The organism is Rhizobium sp. WCS2018Hpa-16, assembly GCF_031843705.1.
GTDB lineage: Bacteria > Pseudomonadota > Alphaproteobacteria > Rhizobiales > Rhizobiaceae > Agrobacterium > Agrobacterium tumefaciens_C.
On the sequence record NZ_JAVTIX010000005.1, the window covers coordinates 86,339 to 108,341 of the forward strand.

18 protein-coding genes are annotated in these 22,003 nt (G+C 56.0%); 12 read left to right on the forward strand and 6 right to left on the reverse strand.

Features of this window, described 5'->3' with window-relative positions; translation table 11 throughout:
• Nucleotides 1-1,005 carry an ABC transporter ATP-binding protein gene (locus RQI55_RS16080; protein WP_042617117.1) on the forward strand — a complete coding sequence of 335 codons (1,005 nt, stop codon included), beginning with the start codon at nt 1-3 and terminating at the stop codon, nt 1,003-1,005.
• Between the two features lie 29 nt (nt 1,006-1,034).
• Complete coding sequence (locus RQI55_RS16085; RefSeq protein ID WP_052496781.1) at nt 1,035-1,757, forward strand: copper homeostasis protein CutC; 723 nt, start codon at nt 1,035-1,037, stop codon at nt 1,755-1,757.
• Nucleotides 1,758-1,828: 71 nt separating this feature from the next.
• Here the strand turns inward: RQI55_RS16085 and RQI55_RS16090 are convergent, their stop codons facing one another.
• The 3 genes from RQI55_RS16090 to RQI55_RS16100 form a co-directional block, all read right to left on the reverse strand.
• Nucleotides 1,829-5,020, reverse strand: coding sequence for an efflux RND transporter permease subunit (locus RQI55_RS16090; protein ID WP_243258301.1), 3,192 nt, complete (start codon nt 5,018-5,020; stop codon nt 1,829-1,831).
• Nucleotides 5,021-5,151: 131 nt separating this feature from the next.
• Nucleotides 5,152-6,342, reverse strand: a complete 1,191-nt coding sequence (locus RQI55_RS16095) for an efflux RND transporter periplasmic adaptor subunit (protein ID WP_243258300.1) — start codon at nt 6,340-6,342, stop codon at nt 5,152-5,154.
• Between the two features lie 52 nt (nt 6,343-6,394).
• Entirely contained in the window at nt 6,395-7,192 is a 798-nt protein-coding gene (locus RQI55_RS16100; RefSeq protein WP_042617114.1) for an alpha/beta hydrolase, read from the reverse strand.
• 144 nt (nt 7,193-7,336) lie between these two features.
• On the opposite strand from RQI55_RS16100, the gene RQI55_RS16105 reads away from it, so the two are divergent.
• From RQI55_RS16105 to RQI55_RS16115, 3 genes are all read left to right on the forward strand, one after another.
• The gene (locus tag RQI55_RS16105) at nt 7,337-8,248 is read left to right on the forward strand and encodes a LysR family transcriptional regulator (RefSeq protein ID WP_042617113.1); all 912 of its coding nucleotides are present in this window, start codon (nt 7,337-7,339) and stop codon (nt 8,246-8,248) included.
• A gap of 102 nt (nt 8,249-8,350) precedes the next feature.
• A complete protein-coding gene (locus RQI55_RS16110; RefSeq protein ID WP_311273185.1) occupies nt 8,351-8,833 on the forward strand; it encodes a pyridoxamine 5'-phosphate oxidase family protein in 483 nt (160 codons plus the stop codon).
• Nucleotides 8,834-9,203: 370 nt separating this feature from the next.
• Nucleotides 9,204-11,450 (forward strand): methyl-accepting chemotaxis protein, encoded by a 2,247-nt coding sequence (locus RQI55_RS16115; protein WP_279290566.1) that lies wholly within the window; start codon nt 9,204-9,206, stop codon nt 11,448-11,450.
• Nucleotides 11,451-11,662: 212 nt separating this feature from the next.
• On the opposite strand, the gene RQI55_RS16120 is transcribed toward RQI55_RS16115, so the two are convergent.
• Both RQI55_RS16120 and denD read right to left on the reverse strand, forming a co-directional pair.
• Entirely contained in the window at nt 11,663-11,866 is a 204-nt protein-coding gene (locus RQI55_RS16120; protein ID WP_042617110.1) for a cold-shock protein, read from the reverse strand.
• A gap of 173 nt (nt 11,867-12,039) precedes the next feature.
• Complete coding sequence (denD, locus tag RQI55_RS16125; RefSeq protein WP_311273184.1) at nt 12,040-13,023, reverse strand: D-erythronate dehydrogenase; 984 nt, start codon at nt 13,021-13,023, stop codon at nt 12,040-12,042.
• Nucleotides 13,024-13,217: 194 nt separating this feature from the next.
• Between denD and RQI55_RS16130 the strand changes: the two genes are divergently transcribed.
• The 7 genes from RQI55_RS16130 (at nt 13,218) to RQI55_RS16160 (ending at nt 20,791) form a co-directional block, all read left to right on the forward strand.
• Entirely contained in the window at nt 13,218-14,663 is a 1,446-nt protein-coding gene (locus tag RQI55_RS16130; protein ID WP_311273183.1) for an FAD-binding oxidoreductase, read from the forward strand.
• Between the two features lie 34 nt (nt 14,664-14,697).
• The gene (locus RQI55_RS16135) at nt 14,698-15,414 is read left to right on the forward strand and encodes a FadR/GntR family transcriptional regulator (protein ID WP_192065758.1); all 717 of its coding nucleotides are present in this window, start codon (nt 14,698-14,700) and stop codon (nt 15,412-15,414) included.
• Nucleotides 15,415-15,573: 159 nt separating this feature from the next.
• Entirely contained in the window at nt 15,574-16,758 is a 1,185-nt protein-coding gene (locus tag RQI55_RS16140; protein WP_311276918.1) for a fumarylacetoacetate hydrolase family protein, read from the forward strand.
• A gap of 3 nt (nt 16,759-16,761) precedes the next feature.
• Entirely contained in the window at nt 16,762-17,295 is a 534-nt protein-coding gene (locus tag RQI55_RS16145) for a TRAP transporter small permease (protein WP_311273182.1), read from the forward strand.
• Nucleotides 17,295-18,572 (forward strand): TRAP transporter large permease, encoded by a 1,278-nt coding sequence (locus RQI55_RS16150; RefSeq protein WP_042617104.1) that lies wholly within the window; start codon nt 17,295-17,297, stop codon nt 18,570-18,572. The genes RQI55_RS16145 and RQI55_RS16150 overlap by 1 nt, the downstream gene beginning before the upstream one ends.
• A gap of 47 nt (nt 18,573-18,619) precedes the next feature.
• Nucleotides 18,620-19,624: a TRAP transporter substrate-binding protein gene (locus RQI55_RS16155; RefSeq protein ID WP_042617103.1), complete on the forward strand. Its 1,005-nt coding sequence runs from the start codon at nt 18,620-18,622 to the stop codon at nt 19,622-19,624.
• Between the two features lie 195 nt (nt 19,625-19,819).
• On the forward strand, nt 19,820-20,791 hold the full coding sequence (locus tag RQI55_RS16160) for a mannonate dehydratase (RefSeq protein ID WP_243258294.1): 972 nt from the start codon (nt 19,820-19,822) through the stop codon (nt 20,789-20,791).
• Between the two features lie 70 nt (nt 20,792-20,861).
• On the opposite strand, the gene RQI55_RS16165 is transcribed toward RQI55_RS16160, so the two are convergent.
• Nucleotides 20,862-21,998: an alpha/beta hydrolase gene (locus RQI55_RS16165; protein ID WP_243258293.1), complete on the reverse strand. Its 1,137-nt coding sequence runs from the start codon at nt 21,996-21,998 to the stop codon at nt 20,862-20,864.
• Nucleotides 21,999-22,003 lie beyond the last annotated feature (5 nt).

Below are 22,003 nucleotides of genomic sequence, written 5' to 3' on the forward strand. Positions count from 1 at the left end.
GTGGGTAATCTGACACTCAAATCCGTCGCCAAGTCCTTCGGCACCGTCGAGGTGCTGAAAGGCATTGATCTGGAGGTTAAGGACGGCGAATTCGTCATCTTTGTCGGCCCGTCGGGCTGCGGTAAATCCACTCTTCTGCGCACCATCGCCGGACTTGAAGATATCAGCTCTGGCCAGATCGTCATTGACGGTCGCGAAGTCTCTGCCGTGCCACCAGCCAAGCGTGGTATCGCCATGGTTTTCCAGTCTTACGCGCTTTACCCGCACCTGACGGTGAAAGACAATATGGGCCTAGGCCTGAAGCAGGCGGGAACACCGAAGGATGAGATCGAGACGCGGGTTGCGAATGCGTCAAATTTGCTGTCGCTCGGGCCCTATCTCGAACGGCGTCCGGCAGAGCTTTCAGGCGGGCAGCGCCAGCGCGTTGCCATTGGCCGCGCGATTGTGCGCGAACCCACGCTCTTTTTGTTCGATGAACCCCTGTCCAATCTTGATGCGGCCTTGCGTGTTCAAACCCGGCTTGAAATTGCGCGCCTTCACCGGCGCCTGAAGGCGACAATGATTTACGTCACCCACGATCAGGTCGAGGCCATGACGCTGGCCGACAAGATCGTTGTTCTGAACGCCGGTCGCATCGAGCAGGTTGGCTCGCCAATGGAGCTTTATAATCGCCCAGCCAATCTGTTCGTTGCGGGTTTTATCGGCTCGCCACAGATGAATTTCATCGATGCTGCTCGCCTTGGCGAAACCGGATACAAGACGCTTGGTATCCGTCCGGAACATCTCGTCTTGTCACGTGATAGCGGGACCTGGTCTGGCAAAGTCGTGCATGTCGAGCATCTGGGCGCAGATACGATTGTCTATCTGGAAAGCGAAACCATTGGCTTGCTGACCGTGCGCCTGTTCGGCGAACACGCCTATGCGCCCGACGATATCGTCCATGCGACACCTAGCGGCGGTGCTACCCATCGCTTTGGCGAAGACGGCAATATCGTCGCGTCCTGATCACCATTCCATAGTGAGGCCTCTGGTCCATGGCTGATATTTTGCTTGAGGTCTGCGTCGATGACGTTGAGGGGCTCCACGCTGCCATCGAGGGTGGCGCGGACCGGATTGAACTGTGCAGCGCACTTGCGGTGGGCGGGCTGACGCCCTCGGTCGGGCTGATGAGCCTTGCGGGTCAATGCACCGTTCCGTGCTATGCGATGATCCGACCGCGCGCGGGAGACTTCGTCTACTGCGAGGATGAACTGGCCGTGATGGAGGACGATATTAGATTTGCCGCGACATGCGGTATCTCCGGCATCGTCTTTGGCGCAAACCACGCCGATGGACGTTTGGACGAAGAGGTTTTGAAACGACTGTCGCATGTGGTCGACTCCATGCCACGTACCCTTCACCGGGCCTTCGATCTAGTTCCTGATTTGCCGCAAGCCGTTGATATCGCCGTTGCCTGTGGGTTTGAGCGTATCTTGACATCAGGCCGCGCGCCTTCCGTTATCGAAGGATTGTCCGATCTAAGAGCCACTCTGGATATTGCGGGTGATCGCATCTCCATCATGCCCGGCGCTGGCGTCAATCTTCAAACCATCAATGCTTTGCTGGCTCACGTAACGATAAAAGAGGTGCACTCTTCGTGCTCTTCCAGCGTGGCTGTCGACAAGCCAGACATCATCTCGTTCGGCTTCTCGGATGCTCATATCAAGCGGACCGACATAGACATCGTTCGCGCCATCAAAGCCCGATTGGCCAATTAAACGAGCGATCCCCGAACAACAAAAAGCCGCAGGCAAACCTGCGGCTTTTTCGTTCGAACTCTGGATGTGGCTTATACAGCCTCTTCCATCTTGTAGTCGGTATTCGCAGGCTCTTCCTTATGCTGGATGAGCGGCCGGTTGCCGGACATTTTTCGCACCAGCACATAGAAGACTGGCGTCATGAAGATGCCGAATATCGTGACCCCGATCATGCCTGAGAACACCGCGATGCCCATGGCCGAGCGCATTTCCGCACCGGCACCGGTGGAGATCACCAGCGGTACAACGCCCATGATGAAGGCAAGTGATGTCATCAGGATCGGGCGCAGGCGAAGGCGACTTGCTTCGATGGCAGCGGCTACAGGCGTTCGGCCTTCAAACTCCAGTTCCCGGGCAAACTCCACGATCAGGATCGCGTTCTTTGCCGAGAGACCGACAAGGACGATCAGGCCGATCTGCGTGAAAATGTTGTTGTCACCGCCTGTCAGCCAGACGCCCGTCATGGCCGCCAGCACACCCATCGGAACGATCATGATGATCGCAAGCGGTAGTGTGAGGCTTTCATATTGCGCGGCCAGCACCAGATAGACCAGCAAAAGCGCCAGCGGGAAGACGAGGAAACCCGAATTTCCGGCAAGGATTTGCTGATAGGTCAAATCGGTCCACTCATAGGCGATGCCGGCTGGCAGCGTTTCGTTGGCGATGCGCTCTATGGCAGCCTGCGCCTCGCCCGATGAGAAGCCCGGTGCCGGACCGCCATTGATATCGGCAGCGAGGAACCCGTTGTATCGCGTGGTGCGTTCAGGTCCCGTCGTGGCGTCAACTCTCAGGAGGGCCGAAAGCGGTATCATCTGACCGTTGGACGAGCGCACCTTCAACTGACCAATATCGTCTGCCTGCGCCCGGAACTTCGCATCTGCCTGCACCCGCACACTGTAGGTTCGGCCAAAGGCGTTGAAGTCATTGACGTAGAGAGAGCCGAGATAGATCTGCAACGTCTCAAAAACATCAGTCACGGAAACGCCGAGCTGTTCGGCCTTTGCACGATCAAGGTCAGCGTAAAGCTGAGGTACGTTGATCTGGAAGCTGGAGAACAGACCTGCCAGTTCCGGTGTTTGGTAGGCTTTGGCGAGGAAGGCCTTGGTCACCTCGTCAAGCTGTTGGTATCCGAAGCCCGCACGGTCCTCGATCTGCATCTTGAAGCCGCCCGTGGTGCCGAGGCCGTTGACGGGTGGTGGCGGGAACATGGCAATGAAGGCATCCTGAACAGCGCCGAATTTCTGGTTGAGCGCCATTGCAATGGCCCCGCCAGAAAGTTTCGGTGTCGTGCGCTCCTCGAATGGGCTCAATGCGACGAATACCACGCCCGCATTGGAGCTGTTGGTAAAGCCGTTGATGGACAGGCCCGGAAACGCAATCGCGTGTTCGACACCGGGCTGCTGCATGGCAATCTCGCTCATGCGCTTGATGACGTCTTCGGTGCGGTCAAGGCTTGCGGCATCGGGCAATTGCGCAAAGCCGATCAGATACTGCTTGTCCTGTGCGGGCACGAAACCGCCGGGCACGGCGTTGAACATGCCATAGGTAGCGCCCGCCAGCACGACATAGACGACCATGACGATGCTCTTGCGGTTCAACAACCCACCGACACTCTTGCCATATCCATTCGAGGCGGCACCAAAGGCGCGGTTGAAGCCCCGGAAGAAGCCGCCAAAGACCTTGTCCATGCCCCGTGTCAGCCAATCCTTTGGCGCATGGTGATCCTTGAGGAGCAAGGCAGCCAATGCAGGAGACAGGGTCAAGGAGTTGATGGCGGAGATGACCGTGGAAATCGCAATCGTCAGCGCGAACTGACGATAGAACTGGCCCGACAGGCCTGAGATGAAGGCAAGCGGCACGAAGACCGCGACGAGGACCAGCGCAATCGCGATGATTGGGCCGGAAACTTCTTTCATGGCGCGATAGGTCGCGTCGCGCGGAGAGAGGCCGTTTTCGATGTTGCGTTCGACGTTTTCCACAACCACGATGGCGTCATCCACGACGATACCGATGGCCAGCACAAGCCCGAAGAGGCTGAGCGCATTGATCGAGAAGCCAAAGACATACATGACCGCGAATGTGCCGATGATGGATACGGGCACGGCGATCAACGGAATGATCGAGGCGCGCCATGTCTGGAGGAACAGGATAACCACGATCACGACGAGCGCGATGGCTTCCAGCAGCGTATCGATGACCTTGTCGATAGATGCGCGCACGAACTGGGTCGTGTCATAGACGATTTCGTATTTCACGCCATCAGGCATCGCCGCCTGCAAATCCTGCATGGTGGCAGAAACCTGATCGGAAATAGTGATAGCGTTGGAGCCTGGAGCCTGAAAGACAGGAATGGCCACCGCAGATTCACCATCCAGCAGTGAGCGCAGTGCATAGTCCGCAGCGCCGAGTTCGACGCGGGCAACGTCACGCAGGCGGGTGATCTCGCCATTCGCGCCGCTTTTCACGATGATGTTGCCGAACTCTTCCGGCGTGGAAAGACGGCCCTGCGCGTTGACGTTGAGCTGAAGATCAACACCTGTGAGGCTTGGCGACGCGCCGATGGTGCCTGCCGCAGCCTGCACGTTTTGTTCGCGAATGGCATTGCTGATATCGCTGGCAGCCAGATTGTGCTCCGCCGCCTTTTGCGGATCGATCCAGACGCGCATGGAATAATCGCCAGCGCCGAAAATCTGCACCTGTCCCACGCCTTCAATGCGCGCCAGACGGTCCTTGATGTTGAGGACGGCATAGTTGCGCAGATAAGTGAGGTCATATTGATTTCCGGGCGAGACCAGATGCACGACCATCATCAGGTCGGGCGAACTCTTGACGGTAGAAACGCCAAGACTTCTGACTTCGGCGGGCAAGCGTGGTTCTGCCTGCGAGACACGGTTCTGCACCAGTTGCTGCGCCTTGTCCGGGTCCGTTCCGAGCTTGAACGTCACCGTCAGTGTCATGACGCCATCGGACGTCGCCTGACTGGACATGTAAAGCATGTCCTCGACGCCGTTGATCTGTTCTTCCAGCGGTGTTGCAACCGTTTCAGCAATGACCTTCGGGTTTGCGCCGGGATAGGTGGCGCGAACCACGATGGAAGGTGGAACGACTTCTGGATATTCGGAAATCGGAAGCGCGCGCATGCCGATGAGGCCTGCCACGACGATAAGGACCGATAGGACGCCAGCGAAAACCGGCCGGTCTACGAAAAATCTGGAGATGTTCATGATTTAGCCCTCTCCGGGTGAAAATCTGGACGCGAAGGACCGCTCCGGTGGCGATAGTCACCGGCAGGTCTTCGTGTCCTGTTCTGATCAATGGGACGGCGGACCCCTTGGGAGCAGGCCCGCCGGATTTTTTATTGCGAGGCCGCGACCTTTTCTTCGGTCTGTGGTGCTACGACAGCACCGGGGCGAATGCGCTGCAAACCGTTGACGACGATCTTGTCTCCGGCGGCGAGGCCGCTTTCAACGACCCGCATGCCATCCGCAGATGGGCCGGGCTTGATCTGTCTGTAGTTCACCTTGTTCTCGCCATCCACGACGAAGACATACTTCTTGTCCTGATCCGTGCCGATGGCGCGATCGCTGATCACGATGCGGTTTTCGGACTTTGGCTCACCCATGCGAACCCGTACGAACTGGCCGGGGATCAGGCGCCCATCCGCATTGGCGAACACGGCGCGAACACCAATTGTGCCGCTTGCGCTGTCAACCTGATTGTCGATCAGGTGCAGGGTGCCCTTGATCGGGGTGCCTTCATCAGCCAGCGTGCCCACTTCGACTGGAATTTGCTCCAGAGCCTGAAGCGCGCCATCCGAGACTGGCAATTGCGACAGGGCCTTCGAGACCATTTCTTCGCTGGCGTTGAAGCCCGCATAGATTGGATCAACGGAGACAAGGGTGGTGAGTGCCGGCGAGGTGGAGCCAGCGGCCACAAGGTTGCCAACGGTAATTTCGAGTTTGCCGACACGCCCCGACACGGGAGCGCGGAGCTGCGTATAGTCAAGATCCAGTTGCGCTGTCGTCAGTGCCGCCTTTGCGGCCCGTGCCTGCGCCTCAGCGTCAGCAACATTGCTCAGCCGCTGGTCGAGATCACTTTGTGAGATGGTCCGGTTCTCAGACATCCGGCGACCACGTTCAAGTTCGGTTCTTGCAAGGCTGACTTTGGCTTCGGCGGAGGCAACCTGCGCTTCCGCACCGGCAACTGTTGCCTGGTAAGGTGCAGGATCAATTGTGAACAGGGGATCACCGGCCTTTACCAATGCGCCTTCACGAAAATGAACCGCTTGGATCTGGCCGGCGACACGAGAGCGGATCTGGACGCGCTCGACAGCTTCCAGCCGTCCGGAAAATTGCTGCCAATGCGTCACATCGCGGCTTTCGACCACCGAGACAGTCACGGGAATTGCAGGCGTTTCAGCCGGTGCGGATGCAGCTATGGCATCGTTTTTCATGGGAAGATTGAAGAGGAATGCGGCCGCTGCTACGGACACGGCAAGGCCTAAGCCGGCACCCGCAAGGGCACGGCGCTTGTTCTTGAGCGTCATGGGATACTCCTTGGCTTCGTCTGAAGCCGATCAGTGATTGTGGGTCTGACTGTTAGTTCTTAAGGTCTTGAATAAAATCCGCAAATTCGGTGCAAACAGCAGAGAGCCACTTGCCACCTTCCCCGCGATAAAGTCCCGTCCAGCCATCGCCAGAAGGAAAAACATGTTGCCGAACAGGCACCCCTGCCGCTATCAGGCGACTGGCGTAGTTGACTGTCTCATCGTGCAGAGGATCATCCTGCGCGGTAAAAATGAGTGCCGGTGCGACACGGTCGAGCCGCGTGCACTGGCACGGTGCGGCATAAGGGTGCACAGAACCACATGCCTTTGCCAGATAACGGCTCCATCCCTCGGCCCACCGCTGGCGCATGCCAATCTTGTCGGCGTCGCGAAAAGAGATCGATGCCATAAACGGGTCGATCATCGGTGACAGCAAAATCTGCCCTGCGACCTTTCCCGGCATCCGATCCCGCGCCTTCAGCGCCAGACCGGCAGCAACGTTGCCTCCGGCCTCTTCACCGGCCACAAACAACAGCGACTTTGCACCGCCATATTGCTTTCGGGCACTGCTCAGGCAATCCAGCGCCTCGAAAGCACAATCGATTACCGCCGGAAATTCATTGCCCGACAGCGTGGTATAGTCGGCCTCGATGACAACGGCACCCTGGTCTGCCAATGCTCTCGCGACCGGAAGTTCAAGTCGCTGGCAGCCCTGTTCCTGAAACGAGCCGCCGCCGAGATAAAGCACCAGCGGCGGAGAGCGGTTTTCACTTTCGCTCCTGTAGATACGCACGGAAAGAGGTGGCTGCTTTGAGCCGCTGCCTTCCATAGTATGCCACTGCGTGTTCATCTCTTGCCCTCGGCAGGTTGTTCGAAAGAACCGCTCTTGCCGTCACTTCCAAAACCGATATTATTGTTCGGAAGAAAATGCGCAAGTACGCAAAAATGGAAACACTATTCCAAAAATACGGATAATAAAGATTGGGAGGGCGTCATGGATCAGCTTTCGGCAATGCGTGTCTTTGCACGCGTGGTGGAAACGGGCAATTTCACACGCGCCGCCGCCGCGTTGAATATGCCAAAGACCACTGTCACGAACATGGTGCAGGGTCTGGAGGCGCATCTGCAAACCACCCTCCTTAACCGAACCACGCGCAGGGTTATGGTGACGACCGATGGTGCGCTATATTACGAACGGGCGATCCAGATCATATCCGAAGTGGACGAGCTGGACGCCAGCCTTTCGAGCGCTAATGTTCAGCCCTCGGGCCGGTTGCGCGTGGAGATGGCAGGTGCATTCGCCGATAATGTCATCATACCCAACCTGTGTGACTTCCACGAGCGTTATCCTCTCATCCGGCTCGACCTCGGCGTTGGGGACAGGCTTGTGGATTACATCGCCGAAAACGTGGACTGTGCCTTGCGGGTGGGAACGCCGCGCGACCAGTCGCTCATCGCCCGTAAGGTGTCTGATCTGGATTTCGTGACATGCGCCGCTCCGCGCTACATCGAAAAATTCGGTGTGCCGCTGCAGCCGGAAGAACTTGAAGGTGATCACTACAGCGTTGGATATCTGAACGCGACCACCGGACACATCATGAATTTCGCATTCGATAACGGCACACGCTCGGTCGAGGTCAATCCGCGTTACATCATTGCCGCTAATGACAGCCGCACCTATCAGAATGCGGTGCTGGCCGGTCTGGGCATCGGTCAGCTTGCACCCTTTACCATCCGCGACGAGCTGGCAAAGGGAAACCTTGTTCGCATTCTGCCTGAGTGGAACCATGAGCCAGTGCCCATCTACATTGTCTACCCGCAGACACGGCATGTGACCAACAAGGTGCGTGTCTTCGTGGATTGGGCCGCCAAGTTGCTCAACAGAAATGCCTTGGGCGCACTTTAGATGCTGACGGCAAGGATGGACGTGCCGTCCACTGAATAAGTCATCAATGCGGGGAACGTTGCCCCGCCCATATCGTTTGCTGCACACACACAGGAGACAGATATGACCAGTTCAGACACAGATATCGGTAAAGTTTGGGAACTCGCTGACAAAATCGGGTTTTGCATGCTGACAACCCAGACCGGCACGGATTTGCGTGCCCGCCCCATGTCGGCCTATTCCGAACAGCTTGAGAACGCTTTCTATTTCCTCACAGATGTTGCAAGCCACAAGGATGAGGAAATTTCCCGCGCTCCCAATGTCTGCCTCGCATTTGCCGATTCCAAAGGTCAGAAATATGTTTCTATCACCGGCGTCGCAGAGGTGCAGAATGACCGTGAGAAAATTAAGGAATTGTGGGCCACGCCCGCAAAGGCCTGGTGGGATAGCGCAGAAGATCCATCCATTCGGATTTTGAAAGTAACGCCATCCTTCGCAGAATATTGGGACAGCCCAGGCACTGTCATCAGCTATATTAAAATGGCTGCAGCCGCCGTCAGCAACACCCGTCCCGACATGGGTGAGAACGCAAAAGTCGAGATGTAGGAAATTCACCAAATCTCATATTTTCAGTAACTTTAGCATTCTGGTTGGCGCTTGCTCGCGCCAACCTCTCGCTTCCGGCAGGGTATGCGCACTCCTACATAGGGCGGAACTGCCCTAAGAAAGCTGTCGGCGGGTTCATGCCAACGCTACCTTAGGTAGTTCTTTATTATAAAAATAGCATAGACGGATGAGCGACTCACGTTCCTCGTAATTGATCATCGACCCCAACTCCTTTCCCCTGCAATTTTAATGGGCCTGACGGAGCTAACCCAGTCTGTCATTTTTTTGAAGTAAATTTAGATGCGTGAGTGCCCCGACGCAGCATTTAAATCAATGAATAAGAATATAATGCTATTTCATAACTACTTCTATGCTGGATGAGCCCGGTAAGGTCGTGCGTTTATTCGGGGGAATTTTAATGGCGCGGATATTTTCTTACTTTTCTTTCAGATTACTTCTCACGTTTTTGGCGAGTTTGCCGCTAGCAGCCGTTGTGGTGCTGGGGGCCATCGTCACATTGGATACATATCGGGCGTACCAGAAGCTCTTGGATGCTTCGGTGCTTGAAAGTCTCGCTGCCAATGGCGGTCGGCTGATGATTAATCTACCCGTAGAAAGTGCAGCGTCTGCTGAGCAGCGCTCCCAGGCGCGTAAGAATACGGATGACGCCTACAACGCAGTTGTTCAGAGCTATGATAAAGTGGTCGAGGTAGGCTATGCGGATCCTCTGCTTCTTCAGATCAAGCGTAACGTTGATGAACGATACGCCAAGCTTGCCGAATTTCGAACGAAAGTAGACACGGGAACTGCCGAACCACTGGCAAGTCTGGCATATATGCAGCCGCTGTCTTCAGCCTCGATTCGTCTGGCAAGCCGGGCCGGTAACCTTATGGAAGACCGCGACCTTCTGCATGGTGTGACCGGCTATAATGCGTTTTCGCAATACAACGAAGGTTACCTTGTGTTGAACCGCCTCGGTATACAGTATGCGAAAAATGGAACCCTTTCGCTTGATGAGTATGCGCGGGTCCACGCAGCTACCACTCAAATTCGCATCTTTAATCAAGGCGTCCAGGAATTTGTCGCCCCTGATGTTGTTGCTCGTCTCGATGCCTTCATGCAGTCCCCTCCAGGACTTATGATCCAAAAGGCCATAGACGGGATGTCGAAGAACACCACCTTCACTCCAGTGCCGGCTGACCTGGAAAACTGGACAAAGGCGATGGTTGAGCGTCGCGATCTGGTCAAGGACGTGCTGCTCGCAACCTCCAAAAACGTTAGGACAACGGTCACGTCGAAGCTCGACAAGGCCTATGAATCTCTTCTTGTGTCCCTGTCTATCCTCGCAGCATTCATCATCGTTGCGATCAGTCTGTCCGTAGCGACCGCACGGTGGCTCTCAAGCGCGATCCGCCGCGTCAGTTCTCGCATGTCTGATCTTGCCGCTGGCAACACACAGGATCACATTCCCTTTGCTGACCGCAAAGACGAAATTGGGGACATTGCACGCTCTGTTGAAATTTTCAGGGATGCCGCAATTCGCAATCAGGCGCTTGAAGCCGAAGCTGAAGATAGTCGTCGCCGGTCTGAAGGTGAACGTTTGAACCTTCAGCGGCAGGCAGAAGCCGATGCCGAAGCACGCCTCAATCAGGCAACGGCATCGCTTGCTGCCAGCCTTCGTCGTCTTGCCGACGGTGATATGCAGTGTGAGGTCCGTGAAGCGTTGGCGCCTCAGTTCGAAACACTGCGCGAAGACTTCAACGCGTCAGTTCGCCAGCTTCGTGACGCGCTGCTCAGCGTCAATAATTCTGCCACGACGGTAGCCGGCGGCTCGAAAGAGATTTCGGACGCATCCGACGATTTGGCCAAGCGCACAGAACAGCAGGCTGCGTCGCTGGAACAGACCGCGGCGGCTCTGGAAGAGATCACCTCTAACGTGGTCGCCACAACAAGCCGCACATCAGAAGCTCGCGATGTTGTGCGCAACGCTCGGTCTCGTGCAGATGAATCAGGCTTGGTTGTGCGTAACGCCGTTGCGGCCATGGAACGTATTGAAACGTCGTCGCAGCAGATCGGTCAGATCATCGGTGTCATTGATGAGATTGCCTTCCAGACGAACCTGTTGGCTCTGAATGCGGGCGTTGAAGCTGCCCGAGCAGGTGAGGCAGGCAAGGGTTTTGCTGTTGTTGCTCAGGAAGTTCGTGAATTGGCGCAGCGGTCTGCGAAAGCGGCCAAGGAAATCAAGACGCTTGTCTCAAATTCAGCTGTAGCCGTTTCGGAAGGCGTGAAGCTTGTTAGTGAAACGGGTGAGGGGCTCTCGGCCATCAAGGACCTCGTCCAAACCGTGACGGCCCACATGGATGCTATTGCCACGGCCGCTCAAGAGCAGTCGCTGGGTCTTGCCGAAGTGAATACAGCCGTCAACCACATGGACCAGGCCACGCAACAAAACGCTGCGATGGTGGAAGAGATGAATGCTGCCGGTGCCGCGTTGGCGCAGGAAAGTGGTTCGCTGAGCGAGCTACTCTCCCAGTTCAAGTTGGGGACAACAGGCAGGATGAGCTCATCGGCTGGCCAAATGGAGCGTCAGGCTGTTCAATACAGGCGAAGTGCATAATTGCCAAGCTTTGCTTCCTCCGTTTGTTCGCAAGGACAAATGGGGGGCGCCATGCCAGCACGGCGAACCGCCAGACTGACCTGACGGTGTGCCACCCATAAAAAAGCGGCGGTCTGCTTGGTGCAGACCGCCGCTTTTCAATTCCGGCAGCTACTCAATCCAAAGGAACAACCTGTTCTGAAACACGTTCAGGCTGGCAGCAAACGTTACGATTAAAGTACGCTAACGTTCTCAGCCTTAGACTTGCCCGTCTTGCGGTCCTGGCCGACTTCAAAGCTGACCTTGTCGCCTTCTCTCAGCGATCCACCGCGCTGCAAGGAAGACACGTGAACGAATACGTCCGTGCCGCCATCCTCTGGCGTGATAAAACCAAAGCCCTTGTCGTCGTTAAAAAATTTTACAGTGCCAGTTGGCATGACAGTTCCTTTCGAGTTCCTGAAGCGATTGCCTTCGCTGCGGACTTTTATAATGCAATTGCCCATCAATCAACTGCCATAGCGACGACGCAAAAGCTATGGTGAATTGATACAGATGTTGATGTTAGATGATTTTTTGCCCCGGCAGCGAGGGTGCTGCCAAGGTCGAGGCGTTACAACGTCCCGCCAAGCTCATCTTCGATATGCGCACGGATGATTTCGTCGAACGAGGTCTCTGCCGTAAAACCTAGCGACTTGGCGCGTGTCGCCTCAAATCCCGGTGCCCAACCAGCAACCATTTTCATGATCATTTCATCCGGTTCCCGGCGGATCAGGCCAACAGCATTCTCTCCCGCAACCCTTCGCAATGCTTCGATCTGTTCACCCACGGTGGCGCTCAGCCCCGGCATGGAGAGCGCGCGGCGCGGGCCGACCTTATCGAGGTCAATCGTTGCGCCATGCAGAAGAAAGCCCACGGCGGAACGGGGCGATGTATGCCAGTGGCGCACGTCGTCCGAAACCGGGAGTACGGCTTCGCGACCGATCAGAGGCTCCCGCAATATGTTGGAAAAGAAGCCGGATGCAGCCTTGTTCGGGGTGCCGGGGCGAATGCAGATTGTTGGTAGCCGAATGGCGATACCATCAAAAAAGCCTCGGCGGCTGTAATCAGACAGTAGGAGTTCGCAGATTGCCTTCTGGGTGCCGTAACTCGTCAGCGGCGTCGTGTGGTAATCGTCTGAAATCGGGTAGGGCAAGGGTGCGCCGAACACTGCGATGGAAGAGGTAAAGACGACGCGGGGCTTGTAGCCATCGACGCCATGGGCAAGGCGAATGGCGTCAAAGAGATAGCGGGTACCATCCAGATTGATGCGATAGCCCTTGTCGAAATCAAGCTCTGCTTCGCCAGATACAATGGCCGCCAGATGAAAAATCACATCGGGGCGCGTTGCTACGAGCTTTTCGGCCTCGCCCACCGTGGACAAATCCGTTTCTCGCGCGTCGACAACGCCATTAAAACCAGCGGGACCTTCTGGCGCGATGACATCGACCAATGTCATTTTGGAGACCTGATCTCCGCCCAGATGTCCTTCGCTTGCCAATTTGGCCGCGAGCTTGCGGCCTACCATGCCAGCCGCGCCTATGATCAGAACATGCATTTCGTTTCCTCCTCCACACATATGCTCAACGCCCAACGGCATTCACAATGCAGCCGAACATTTCTATTGTAAGGTTGTCTGATAACCATATATTGCTGGCTTGAAAACAGGGATTTGGCCATATCCCGTCGAAAATAGCCCCCATGCGTCAATTAACGTGATGGTCGGCGTAGATTTAATTGAAAGGCAGGACCATGAGTGCAGATGTCGGGAATTCGGTCGGGCATCGCCAAGCCTCTTTGTCTGCGGCGCTTGGCAACGATATCGTGCTCGTTGACCCCGAGGAAATGCTGCGGTTTTGCCGGGATTGGCATGGGGATGTGACAAGCGGCGCGATTGCCGTTCTGCGCCCGCGCTCCACACATGATGTCTGTGCGGCGGTCAAGCTATGCCGTGAATTGGGAATTTCCATTGTCCCGCAGGGCGGCAACACGGGTCTCGTGCTCGGCGGGATTCCCGATCAGCCAGAAGCACAGGCCATCCTGAGCCTGGAGCGCATGAATGCTGTGCGCAGGATTGATGCGGATGATTTTTCCGCCGTGGTCGAGGCGGGTTGTGTGCTTTCGGAGTTAAAAGATCGAATTGCCGAAAAGGGGATGTTTTTTCCACTGGCGCTGGGCGCGCAAGGCTCTTGTCGCATTGGCGGTAATGTTGCCACCAATGCCGGCGGCATCAACGTGCTTCGCTATGGCATGACCCGCGAATTGGTTCTGGGGCTGGAAGTTGTGTTGCCGGATGGCACTGTTTTTAATGGTCTCTCGACCCTGCGCAAAGACAATCGTGGCATTGATCTCAAGCAGCTCTTCATCGGCTCTGAGGGCACTCTTGGCATTATCACCGCCGTCTCCCTCAAGCTGACGCCCTTACCCGACCAGATTGCAACGGCGTTGCTCGGTTTGAATTCCCTTAACGATGTGATGACCCTTTATCGTCGTGCACGGCGAGAATGCTGTGACCTGATGTCGGCATTCGAATTTATGCCACCACTTGCGTTCACGCTGGCCAAGGAGGCGATCCCTGATCTGCCGATCCCAATGGCGGCTGATTATCCGGCCTATGTGCTGATGGAAATTTCCGGCTCGGGACTGATTGATATCTCCGATTTGATGCAGCGCTTTCTGGCTGGTGTCATGGAAGACGGTCTCGTCGTTGACGGCGTCATCGCAGCGTCGGAGGCGCAGACCCGAAACCTGTGGAAAATACGGGAGGGAATGAACGAGGGGCAAGCCAAGCGTGGTCAGCACATGCGCACGGACATTTCCGTTCCCCTTTCCCGTCTCGCTGAATTTGTGGAGGAAGCTGAAAAGGCGGTGAGTGAGGCGCTCCCAACATGCGTGAGCGTGTCTTACGGTCATGTGGGAGATGGCAATGTTCATCTGAATGTCCTGCCGCCGCAAGGCTCCTCCAAAGAGGAGGCTGCTGCGATGATTTATCAGGCCAAGACAGTCGTGAATGTTGTCGTAGATCGCTTCAATGGCAGCATCAGCGCCGAACACGGCATTGGCCGTCTGAAGCGTGCAGACTTCGAGGAGCGCTTGGAGCCTGCGCATCGCCACTTGCTGGCGGCGTTGAAGCGGGCCATCGATCCATCCATGGTGATGAATCCCGGATGCCAATTGAATTTTCCGGACAGATCATAGAATAATCCGGCACCATGAAAGGTAGGCAGAGTGAATGGTGGCGGATTTTGGTCAGATAAAGCGCAATGAGCATCTCCCGGCACGCATCGCGGGACATATTGGCAAGGAAATTGCCGATGGCCGAATCATGCCCGGAGAAAAACTGCCGACGGAACACATCCTGGCCAAAACCTTTGGTGTGAGCCGTTCCGTTGTGCGTGAGGCAATTGCTGAGTTGCGCAATGAGGGGCTGGTCGAAACGCGGCAGGGCATCGGCGCTTTTGTGACTGAAGCGAAAACACGCGGCTCCATTCGCATCGAGCACGCAGCTCTTCATGATCGCGAAAGTTTCCGCAGTCTTTTCCAGCTACGTATTCCGCTGGAAATTGAGGCGGCAGGGCTCGCCGCAATCCACCACGACGCTGATGATCTGGCGCAACTTGACAAGGCGCTGGTCCTCATGACCGGTGCCGCCAAATGGACAGAAGAGGGAATCGTTGCAGATCTTGCCTTTCATAGGGCATTGGCTGCGGCCACTCACAATGAATATTTCCCGCTTTTTATCGGCTTCATCGCTGAGCGGATCAGTCTGACCATTAACGCCGCTCGCGCTACTGCGGTTCTTGAGGAGATTGTGGAAATCACAATTGCCGAGCATGTGGCGATCCGGGATGCTGTCGCAACGCGTGATCCCGTCAAATCGCGTGCCGCGATGCGCCATCATCTGATTGGTGCAGCGGAGCGCATCGATCTCACCCTTGAGGTTTACTGACAAGCAGTGCCGCCCTGTGGGCAACAATCATTTGCATCGTATCGCTGCTGCTTACCTGCTGGACATGATGCAAAAGTCATACTAGAGAACGTTTAGGAGTATTGTCAGACATCCTGACAAGAAGGCAAGCGGGTGCTGGAGGGCACGGCTTGCTTGGAAATGGGAGGAGCACCTGTGAAAAGCGATCGTGTACTACGCGCAGAGTCCATTTTGCCGGATGATGCTGCCAGCGCTCTTCTTGTCGGCCGTGTTTGGTCCAATGCTCGCGGTGGCCCATGCCCGGTTCTCATATCGAACGAGCGTGTGCTTAATCTGACCAATATCGCCGCGACAATGACGGGCCTGCTTGAGACGGCTGACATCGTTGCCCGCTTGCGCCAAGCGCGTGATCTGCCGGACCTTGGCGATCTCCAGAGTTTCCTGTCGAAAGAAGCAGGTTACCTCTTAGCTCCCATCGACCTGCAAGCCGTAAAGGCCGCCGGTGTGACCTTTGCTGACAGCATGCTGGAGCGAGTCATCGAAGAGCAGGCGAAGGGCGATCCGCGCCGCGCTCAGGATATTCGCGTCAAGCTCGCGCCGGTTCTCGGCGATAGTCTTCGTGGCCTTGTTGCCGGTTCCGAACAGGCCGCGGCGGTAAAGGCATTGTTGCAGGATATGGGCCTCTGGTCGCAATATCTGGAGGTCGGCATCGGGCCAGACGCTGAGATCTTTACCAAGTCCCAACCCATGTCTTCTGTTGGCTGCGGCGATCTCGTCGGCATTCATCCCATCTCGCAATGGAATAATCCCGAGCCCGAGGTCGTTCTTGTGCTGCGGTCTGATGGCACGATCGTTGGCGCCACGCTTGGCAATGACGTTAACCTGCGGGATGTCGAGGGGCGGTCGGCTTTGCTGCTGGGTAAGGCGAAAGACAATAATGCTTCCTGCTCTATCGGCCCTTTCATCAGACTTTTCGACGATGGCTTCACGATGGAAGACCTGCGGCGGGTTCGGGTTGGGCTGAAGGTGCAGGGTGAGGATGGGTTCGAGATGACAGGCGAAAGCCCGATGGAAGCCATCAGTCGCTCGCCAGAAAGCCTTGCGGCGCAGTTGCGCAACCGCAACCACCAATATCCTGATGGCGCCGTCCTCTTTCTCGGTACGATGTTTGCGCCCGTCAAGGATCGTCGCGGCGCGGGCCAGGGGTTTACGCACGAAGTCGGAGACCGGGTAGAAATCTACACCGCGAAGCTCGGGCGGCTGGTGAACTGGGTCGAGCGGACCGATGCGTGCCCCGAATGGACTTTTGGCGTTAGCGCTCTCATTCGCAATCTGGCAGAGCGCGGCCTTCTGGGGACGGTGTAAGCCATGCAAAGAGCCATTGATCTCTTCTTTCGTTTCCTTGAACTCCTGTTGATCCTGCTGCTGTCCGGCATGGCGATCATGGTGTTCGTCAATGTCGTCATGCGATACGGCTTCAACTCCGGCCTCAACGTATCAGAAGAAATGTCTCGGTATTTCTTCGTCTGGCTTACCTTCATAGGTGCAGTCGTGGCCTTCAGAGAGCATGGTCATCTCGGCATCGAGACACTCGTCATGTTCCTTTCTCGCCGGGGACGCATCATCTGCATGTCTCTTGCCAACGTCGTCATCACTGCCTGTTCCGGCATATTTTTCTGGGGAACGTGGAAGCAGTTCCCGATTAACGCCAGCATGTCTGCTCCCGTAACCGGCATGTCGATGATCTGGGTCTATGGCGTCGGTCTCTTCACTGGCGCCGGAATGGTACTGATCGCCTGCGAGCGGTTGTTCCGATTGCTGACAGGGCGCGTGACGGACGAGGAGATTGCTGTCTTCGCCGGTGAAAATCTGACGATTGAGCAGCTGGCGGAGCGTACCTGATGACCCTTCTTGTCTTCATCGCATCGCTTTTGGGCGCCATGGTTATTGGCGTGCCCGTTGCCTTTGCATTGATGTTCTGCGGCGTCATGCTCATGTGGTTTATGGGTATGTTCAATACGCAAATCATCGCGCAGAACATGATTGCGGGTGCCGACACCTTCACGCTACTGGCGATTCCTTTTTTCATTCTGGCTGGCGAGTTGATGAATTCTGGCGGCTTGTCCCGCCGCATCATCGATTTTGCTATCGCTTGCGTCGGGCATATTCGTGGTGGCCTCGGTATCGTTGCCATTCTGGCCGCGATCATCATGGCGAGTATTTCGGGCTCCGCCGCAGCCGACACCGCTGCTCTCGCTGCCATCCTGCTGCCAATGATGGCAAAGGCTGGTTATAATGTGCCGCGCGCCGGTGGCTTGATTGCCGCCGGTGGCATCATTGCACCCGTCATTCCTCCGTCCATGGCGTTCATCGTCTTCGGCGTCTCTGCAAACGTTTCCATCACGCAGCTTTTCATGGCCGGTATTGTCCCCGGTTTGCTGATGGCGCTCGCGCTCGTCGTTGCCTGGTTGATCGTCGTGCGCAAAGACAAGGTTGAGCCTTTGCCAAAGGCGCCGATGTCGGAGCGTTTGACGGCAACGGGACGTGCGGCCTGGGCGCTGGGTATGCCTGTCATCATTCTCGGTGGCATCAAGGCTGGTGTGGTTACCCCGACTGAAGCTGCCGTAATCGCCGCTGCCTATGCGATGTTCGTTGGCATGGTGATCTACCGCGAATTGAAACCACGAGATTTGGCTGGTGTCATTCTGCGGGCTGCCAAGACCACCTCGGTCATCATGTTTCTGGTTTGTGCAGCGCTGGTTTCGGCTTGGCTTATCACGGCTGCCAACATACCGGCGGAGATCGCGGGCTATATCGAGCCGTTGATTGACCGGCCGATGTTGTTGATGTTCGTTATCATGGCGCTCGTGCTGGTGGTCGGTACTGCTCTTGATCTGACGCCAACCATTCTCATCCTGACACCGGTTCTGATGCCCATCGTCAAACAGGCTGGCATCGATCCCGTCTATTTCGGTGTCATGTTCATCATGAACAATTGTATCGGGTTGATCACGCCGCCAGTAGGCGTGGTGCTGAATGTCGTCAGCGGCGTCGGGAAGATCCCGCTGGGCAAGGTCACGATCGGCGTCTGGCCGTTCTTGCTCGCCCAGACGATTGTTCTGTTCCTGCTGGTCATATTCCCTGACATCGTGCTCGTGCCTGCCCGTTGGCTGCGCTAGCGCTTCGCAATCTACACGTCGTTTTCAATCGATCCTGGGAGGATAAAATGAGAAAACTGCTTCTAGCCACCACAGCAATTGCCTTCAGCATGGTGTCGGCATTGCCGGCTTTTGCGGAATACAACGCTCGCAACATCCGTATTTCCAACGGCATCAATGCCGATCACCCCGTCGGTGATGGCATCAAGGCCATGCAGGCCTGCCTCGACGGAAAGTCTGGCGGCAAACTGAAGATTACCGCATTCTGGGGCGGTGCCCTCGGTGGTGACTTGCAGGCCACGCAGGCCCTGCGCTCCGGCGTTCAGGAAGGCGTTGTTACATCCTCATCGCCGCTCGTTGGCATCATTCCCGAGCTTGGTGTTTTCGACCTGCCATTCCTGTTTGCCACGCCGCAGGAAGCCTACACCGTGCTTGACGGAAAGTTCGGCGACATGATGAACGAGAAGCTCGCGGCAGCGGGACTGGTTAATCTTGCCTACTGGGAAAACGGTTTCCGCAACCTCTCGAACTCCGTCAGACCCGTGACCAAGTGGGAAGACTTTTCGGGGATGAAGGTTCGCGTCATGCAGAACAACATTTTCCTGGATACCTTCAAGAATTTGGGTGCGAACCCAACGCCGATGGCATTCGGCGAGGTCTTCTCGGCTCTGGAAACCAACGCAATCGACGCGCAGGAAAATCCTTACGTCACTATCGACACTTCTAAGTTCTTCGAAGTCCAGAAGTACATCACCGAGACCAATCACGCCTATACTCCGTTCCTCCTGCTCTTCTCCAAGGCAATCTTTGATACTTACACGCCAGAAGAACAGGCAGCTCTTCGTGAGTGCGCGGTTGTCGGACGTGACAAGGAGCGTATGGTCATTCAGGAACTGAACAAGAAATCCCTCGAAAAGATCAAGGAAGCTGGACTGAAGGTGAATACGCTGTCACCGGAAGAGCAGGCCCGTATTCGTGAAAAGTCGATGGTGGTCTATCAGAAGCACAAGGACCAGATCGGTGCTGGTGTGGTTGATTCCATCGTTGCGGAACTTGCGGAAATTCGTAAGTAACGCTCGCTATCGATCGCAAGAAAAGGGGCCGGGTTGGATGACCCGGCCCTTTTCTATTGTCGCGATGCAGACATTGGCTGCGCCTGACAAAATTCCAAAAGCAATTTATCATATGTTTACGTTCAACACATCGTATGACACTATTCGGTTGTCGGGGTTTCACGCGACCCTGTAATGAGAAACCGGAGAGCGCAGATGTATCTCGGAACCCAATTACCGGCCCGCAACGATGACGATTATCGAGTGATGAAGCAGCTCGGCGTCAACAATGTCTCGGCAACGCCGCCGGGTGATTGGCGCAAGTGGGACCGCGAAACGCTTGAAGCATTCCGCGAGAAAATTGAAAGCTTCGGTCTTACACTCGATATGACGCAGCTACCGATGCCATCGAACCGTGTTGATGGCGATTCCCCATGTCGGGACATCATGCTCGCCGGCCCGGACCGCGACAGCCAGATCGATGGTATCTGCAGGCTCATTGAAAACTGCGCCGCTGCGGGCATTCCTTCTGTCCGCTACAATTTCAATTACATCGGCATTCCGCGCACGCCCATGGAGCCCGGACGCGGTGGGTACATGGCCGAAGCATTTCGTTTGGAGCTTGCCAATGCCGGCGAGCCTGCGCCTAAGGGCGTCGGCACACTCGATGAAGATACAATCTGGGAGAGGGTGGATTATTTTTTGCAAAGAGTGGTGCCGGTGGCGGAAGCGGCAAATGTTCGGCTTGCATGCCACCCTCACGATCCTGCAACGCCACCAGGCTATATGGGCGTTACACGCGTTCTGGGTTCCGTTGAAGGCATGAAGCGTTTCGTCGGAATGCATGAAAGCCCCGTCCACGGCCTTAATTTCTGCATCGGCACACTAGGTGAAATGGTCGAGGATGTTTCCGAAGTGCCTGAGATCACGCGGTGGTTTGGCGAGCGTGGCAAGATCATGAATATTCACTTCCGAAACATTGTCGGCAAGCGATACTCTTTCCGGGAAAGTTTTCCAGAAGAAGGCGATATAGATATGCCTGCCGTGATCGATGCGCTTCGCGACACGGGCTACAAATACATGGTCATGCCAGACCACGCGCCGACGCTGTCTGGCGACAACCAGCAACAGGTCGCTTTTGGCTTCTGCTACGGTTATATCGCCGCACTGCTGCAAACGCGGAGCTGAGGCGTCTCACTCGTTTCGGCGTCCCGTCGGGTCTGTGCCGGATATGATCCGACACAGCCACATTGTGCCGTTACCGGCGTGCTATGTCGCCCGCCAATCGGAATGGGCTTGAGACGACCGCACCGGCTGCATCAAACACGAAAGCGCCGATGTTTGTGCCATTTGTCTGCATGCGCCTTTCCGCGTCTGCAAGGTCTCCCGAAAACTGGGCGAGGGCCGCATAGCGATCGTGGCCCAAACCGTCGGATGACTTCAAGGACGAAATGTCGATGACGGTCAGGCGCTCTTCCTTGGCTGTCTGCTGGATGAGAGGGTCATTGATATCCAGCATCCCAACGCGTGGCCTTTCGCCGCCCACAAAGCTGGAAATTTTCAAGGCACTATCGCTGTTTGATACCAGCAGCGTGACAGGTGTGGGGATGTGGCCAATGTCCGCGAGTTGTGATTTGAACACGTCTGCATCGATATCGGGCGCTGCCAGAACGATCTGGAGTTTCGAAAGAACATTACCCTGTCCCTCAAGCCTCAATTGTCTTGCTGCCTCCATGGATAGGAAGCCGCCCATGCTGTGACCAAACAGAACGATGCGCTTGACCTTTGGTGCCTTCGCAATTGCCTGCAGAAGAGCGTTGAGCTGCGAGCGGGAATAAAGGACAGCGTCGCGGTCGGCTACATAGCCCGTCACGCTGGCGGCAGATGGCCAGGAGAACATGATTGGCGAGCCAATGGCCGTGGCATCTGCCGCCATTTGCGCGGTGCGATACAGCGCCTCCTGATAGGAGTAATTGTAGCCATGCACGAAGACGGAAACCGTGCCGTCAAATCTGGTAGAATGCGTCGCATCCTTGACGAGAGAATCCAGCGTCAGCCTCTCCCGCTTCGTTACGATATATTGCTGTTTCGGGTTGGGCTTTGTAGAAGGATATGCAATCGAAATGTCCTTTCTGTCGGGTGGGACTGAAAAAACAAAACGGTCATATTGAACGTCGTTCCCCCATCGGTTGCCAAACGAGTTGTCCTTTGGCTCGAAAACGCGGTTCGTTACAGCAAGCACATCTACTGTTTGTGCAGGCGTGGTGCGCAGGACGACAGGCTTGAGAACCTCGGTACCAGGGCGGGAAACGCAGCCGGACAATGCCAGGGCAAGGGCGGATACGATGAAAATGCGGCGTGGGAGTTCGCCCATGCAGAAGTGAGAAATCGTCACGCTCA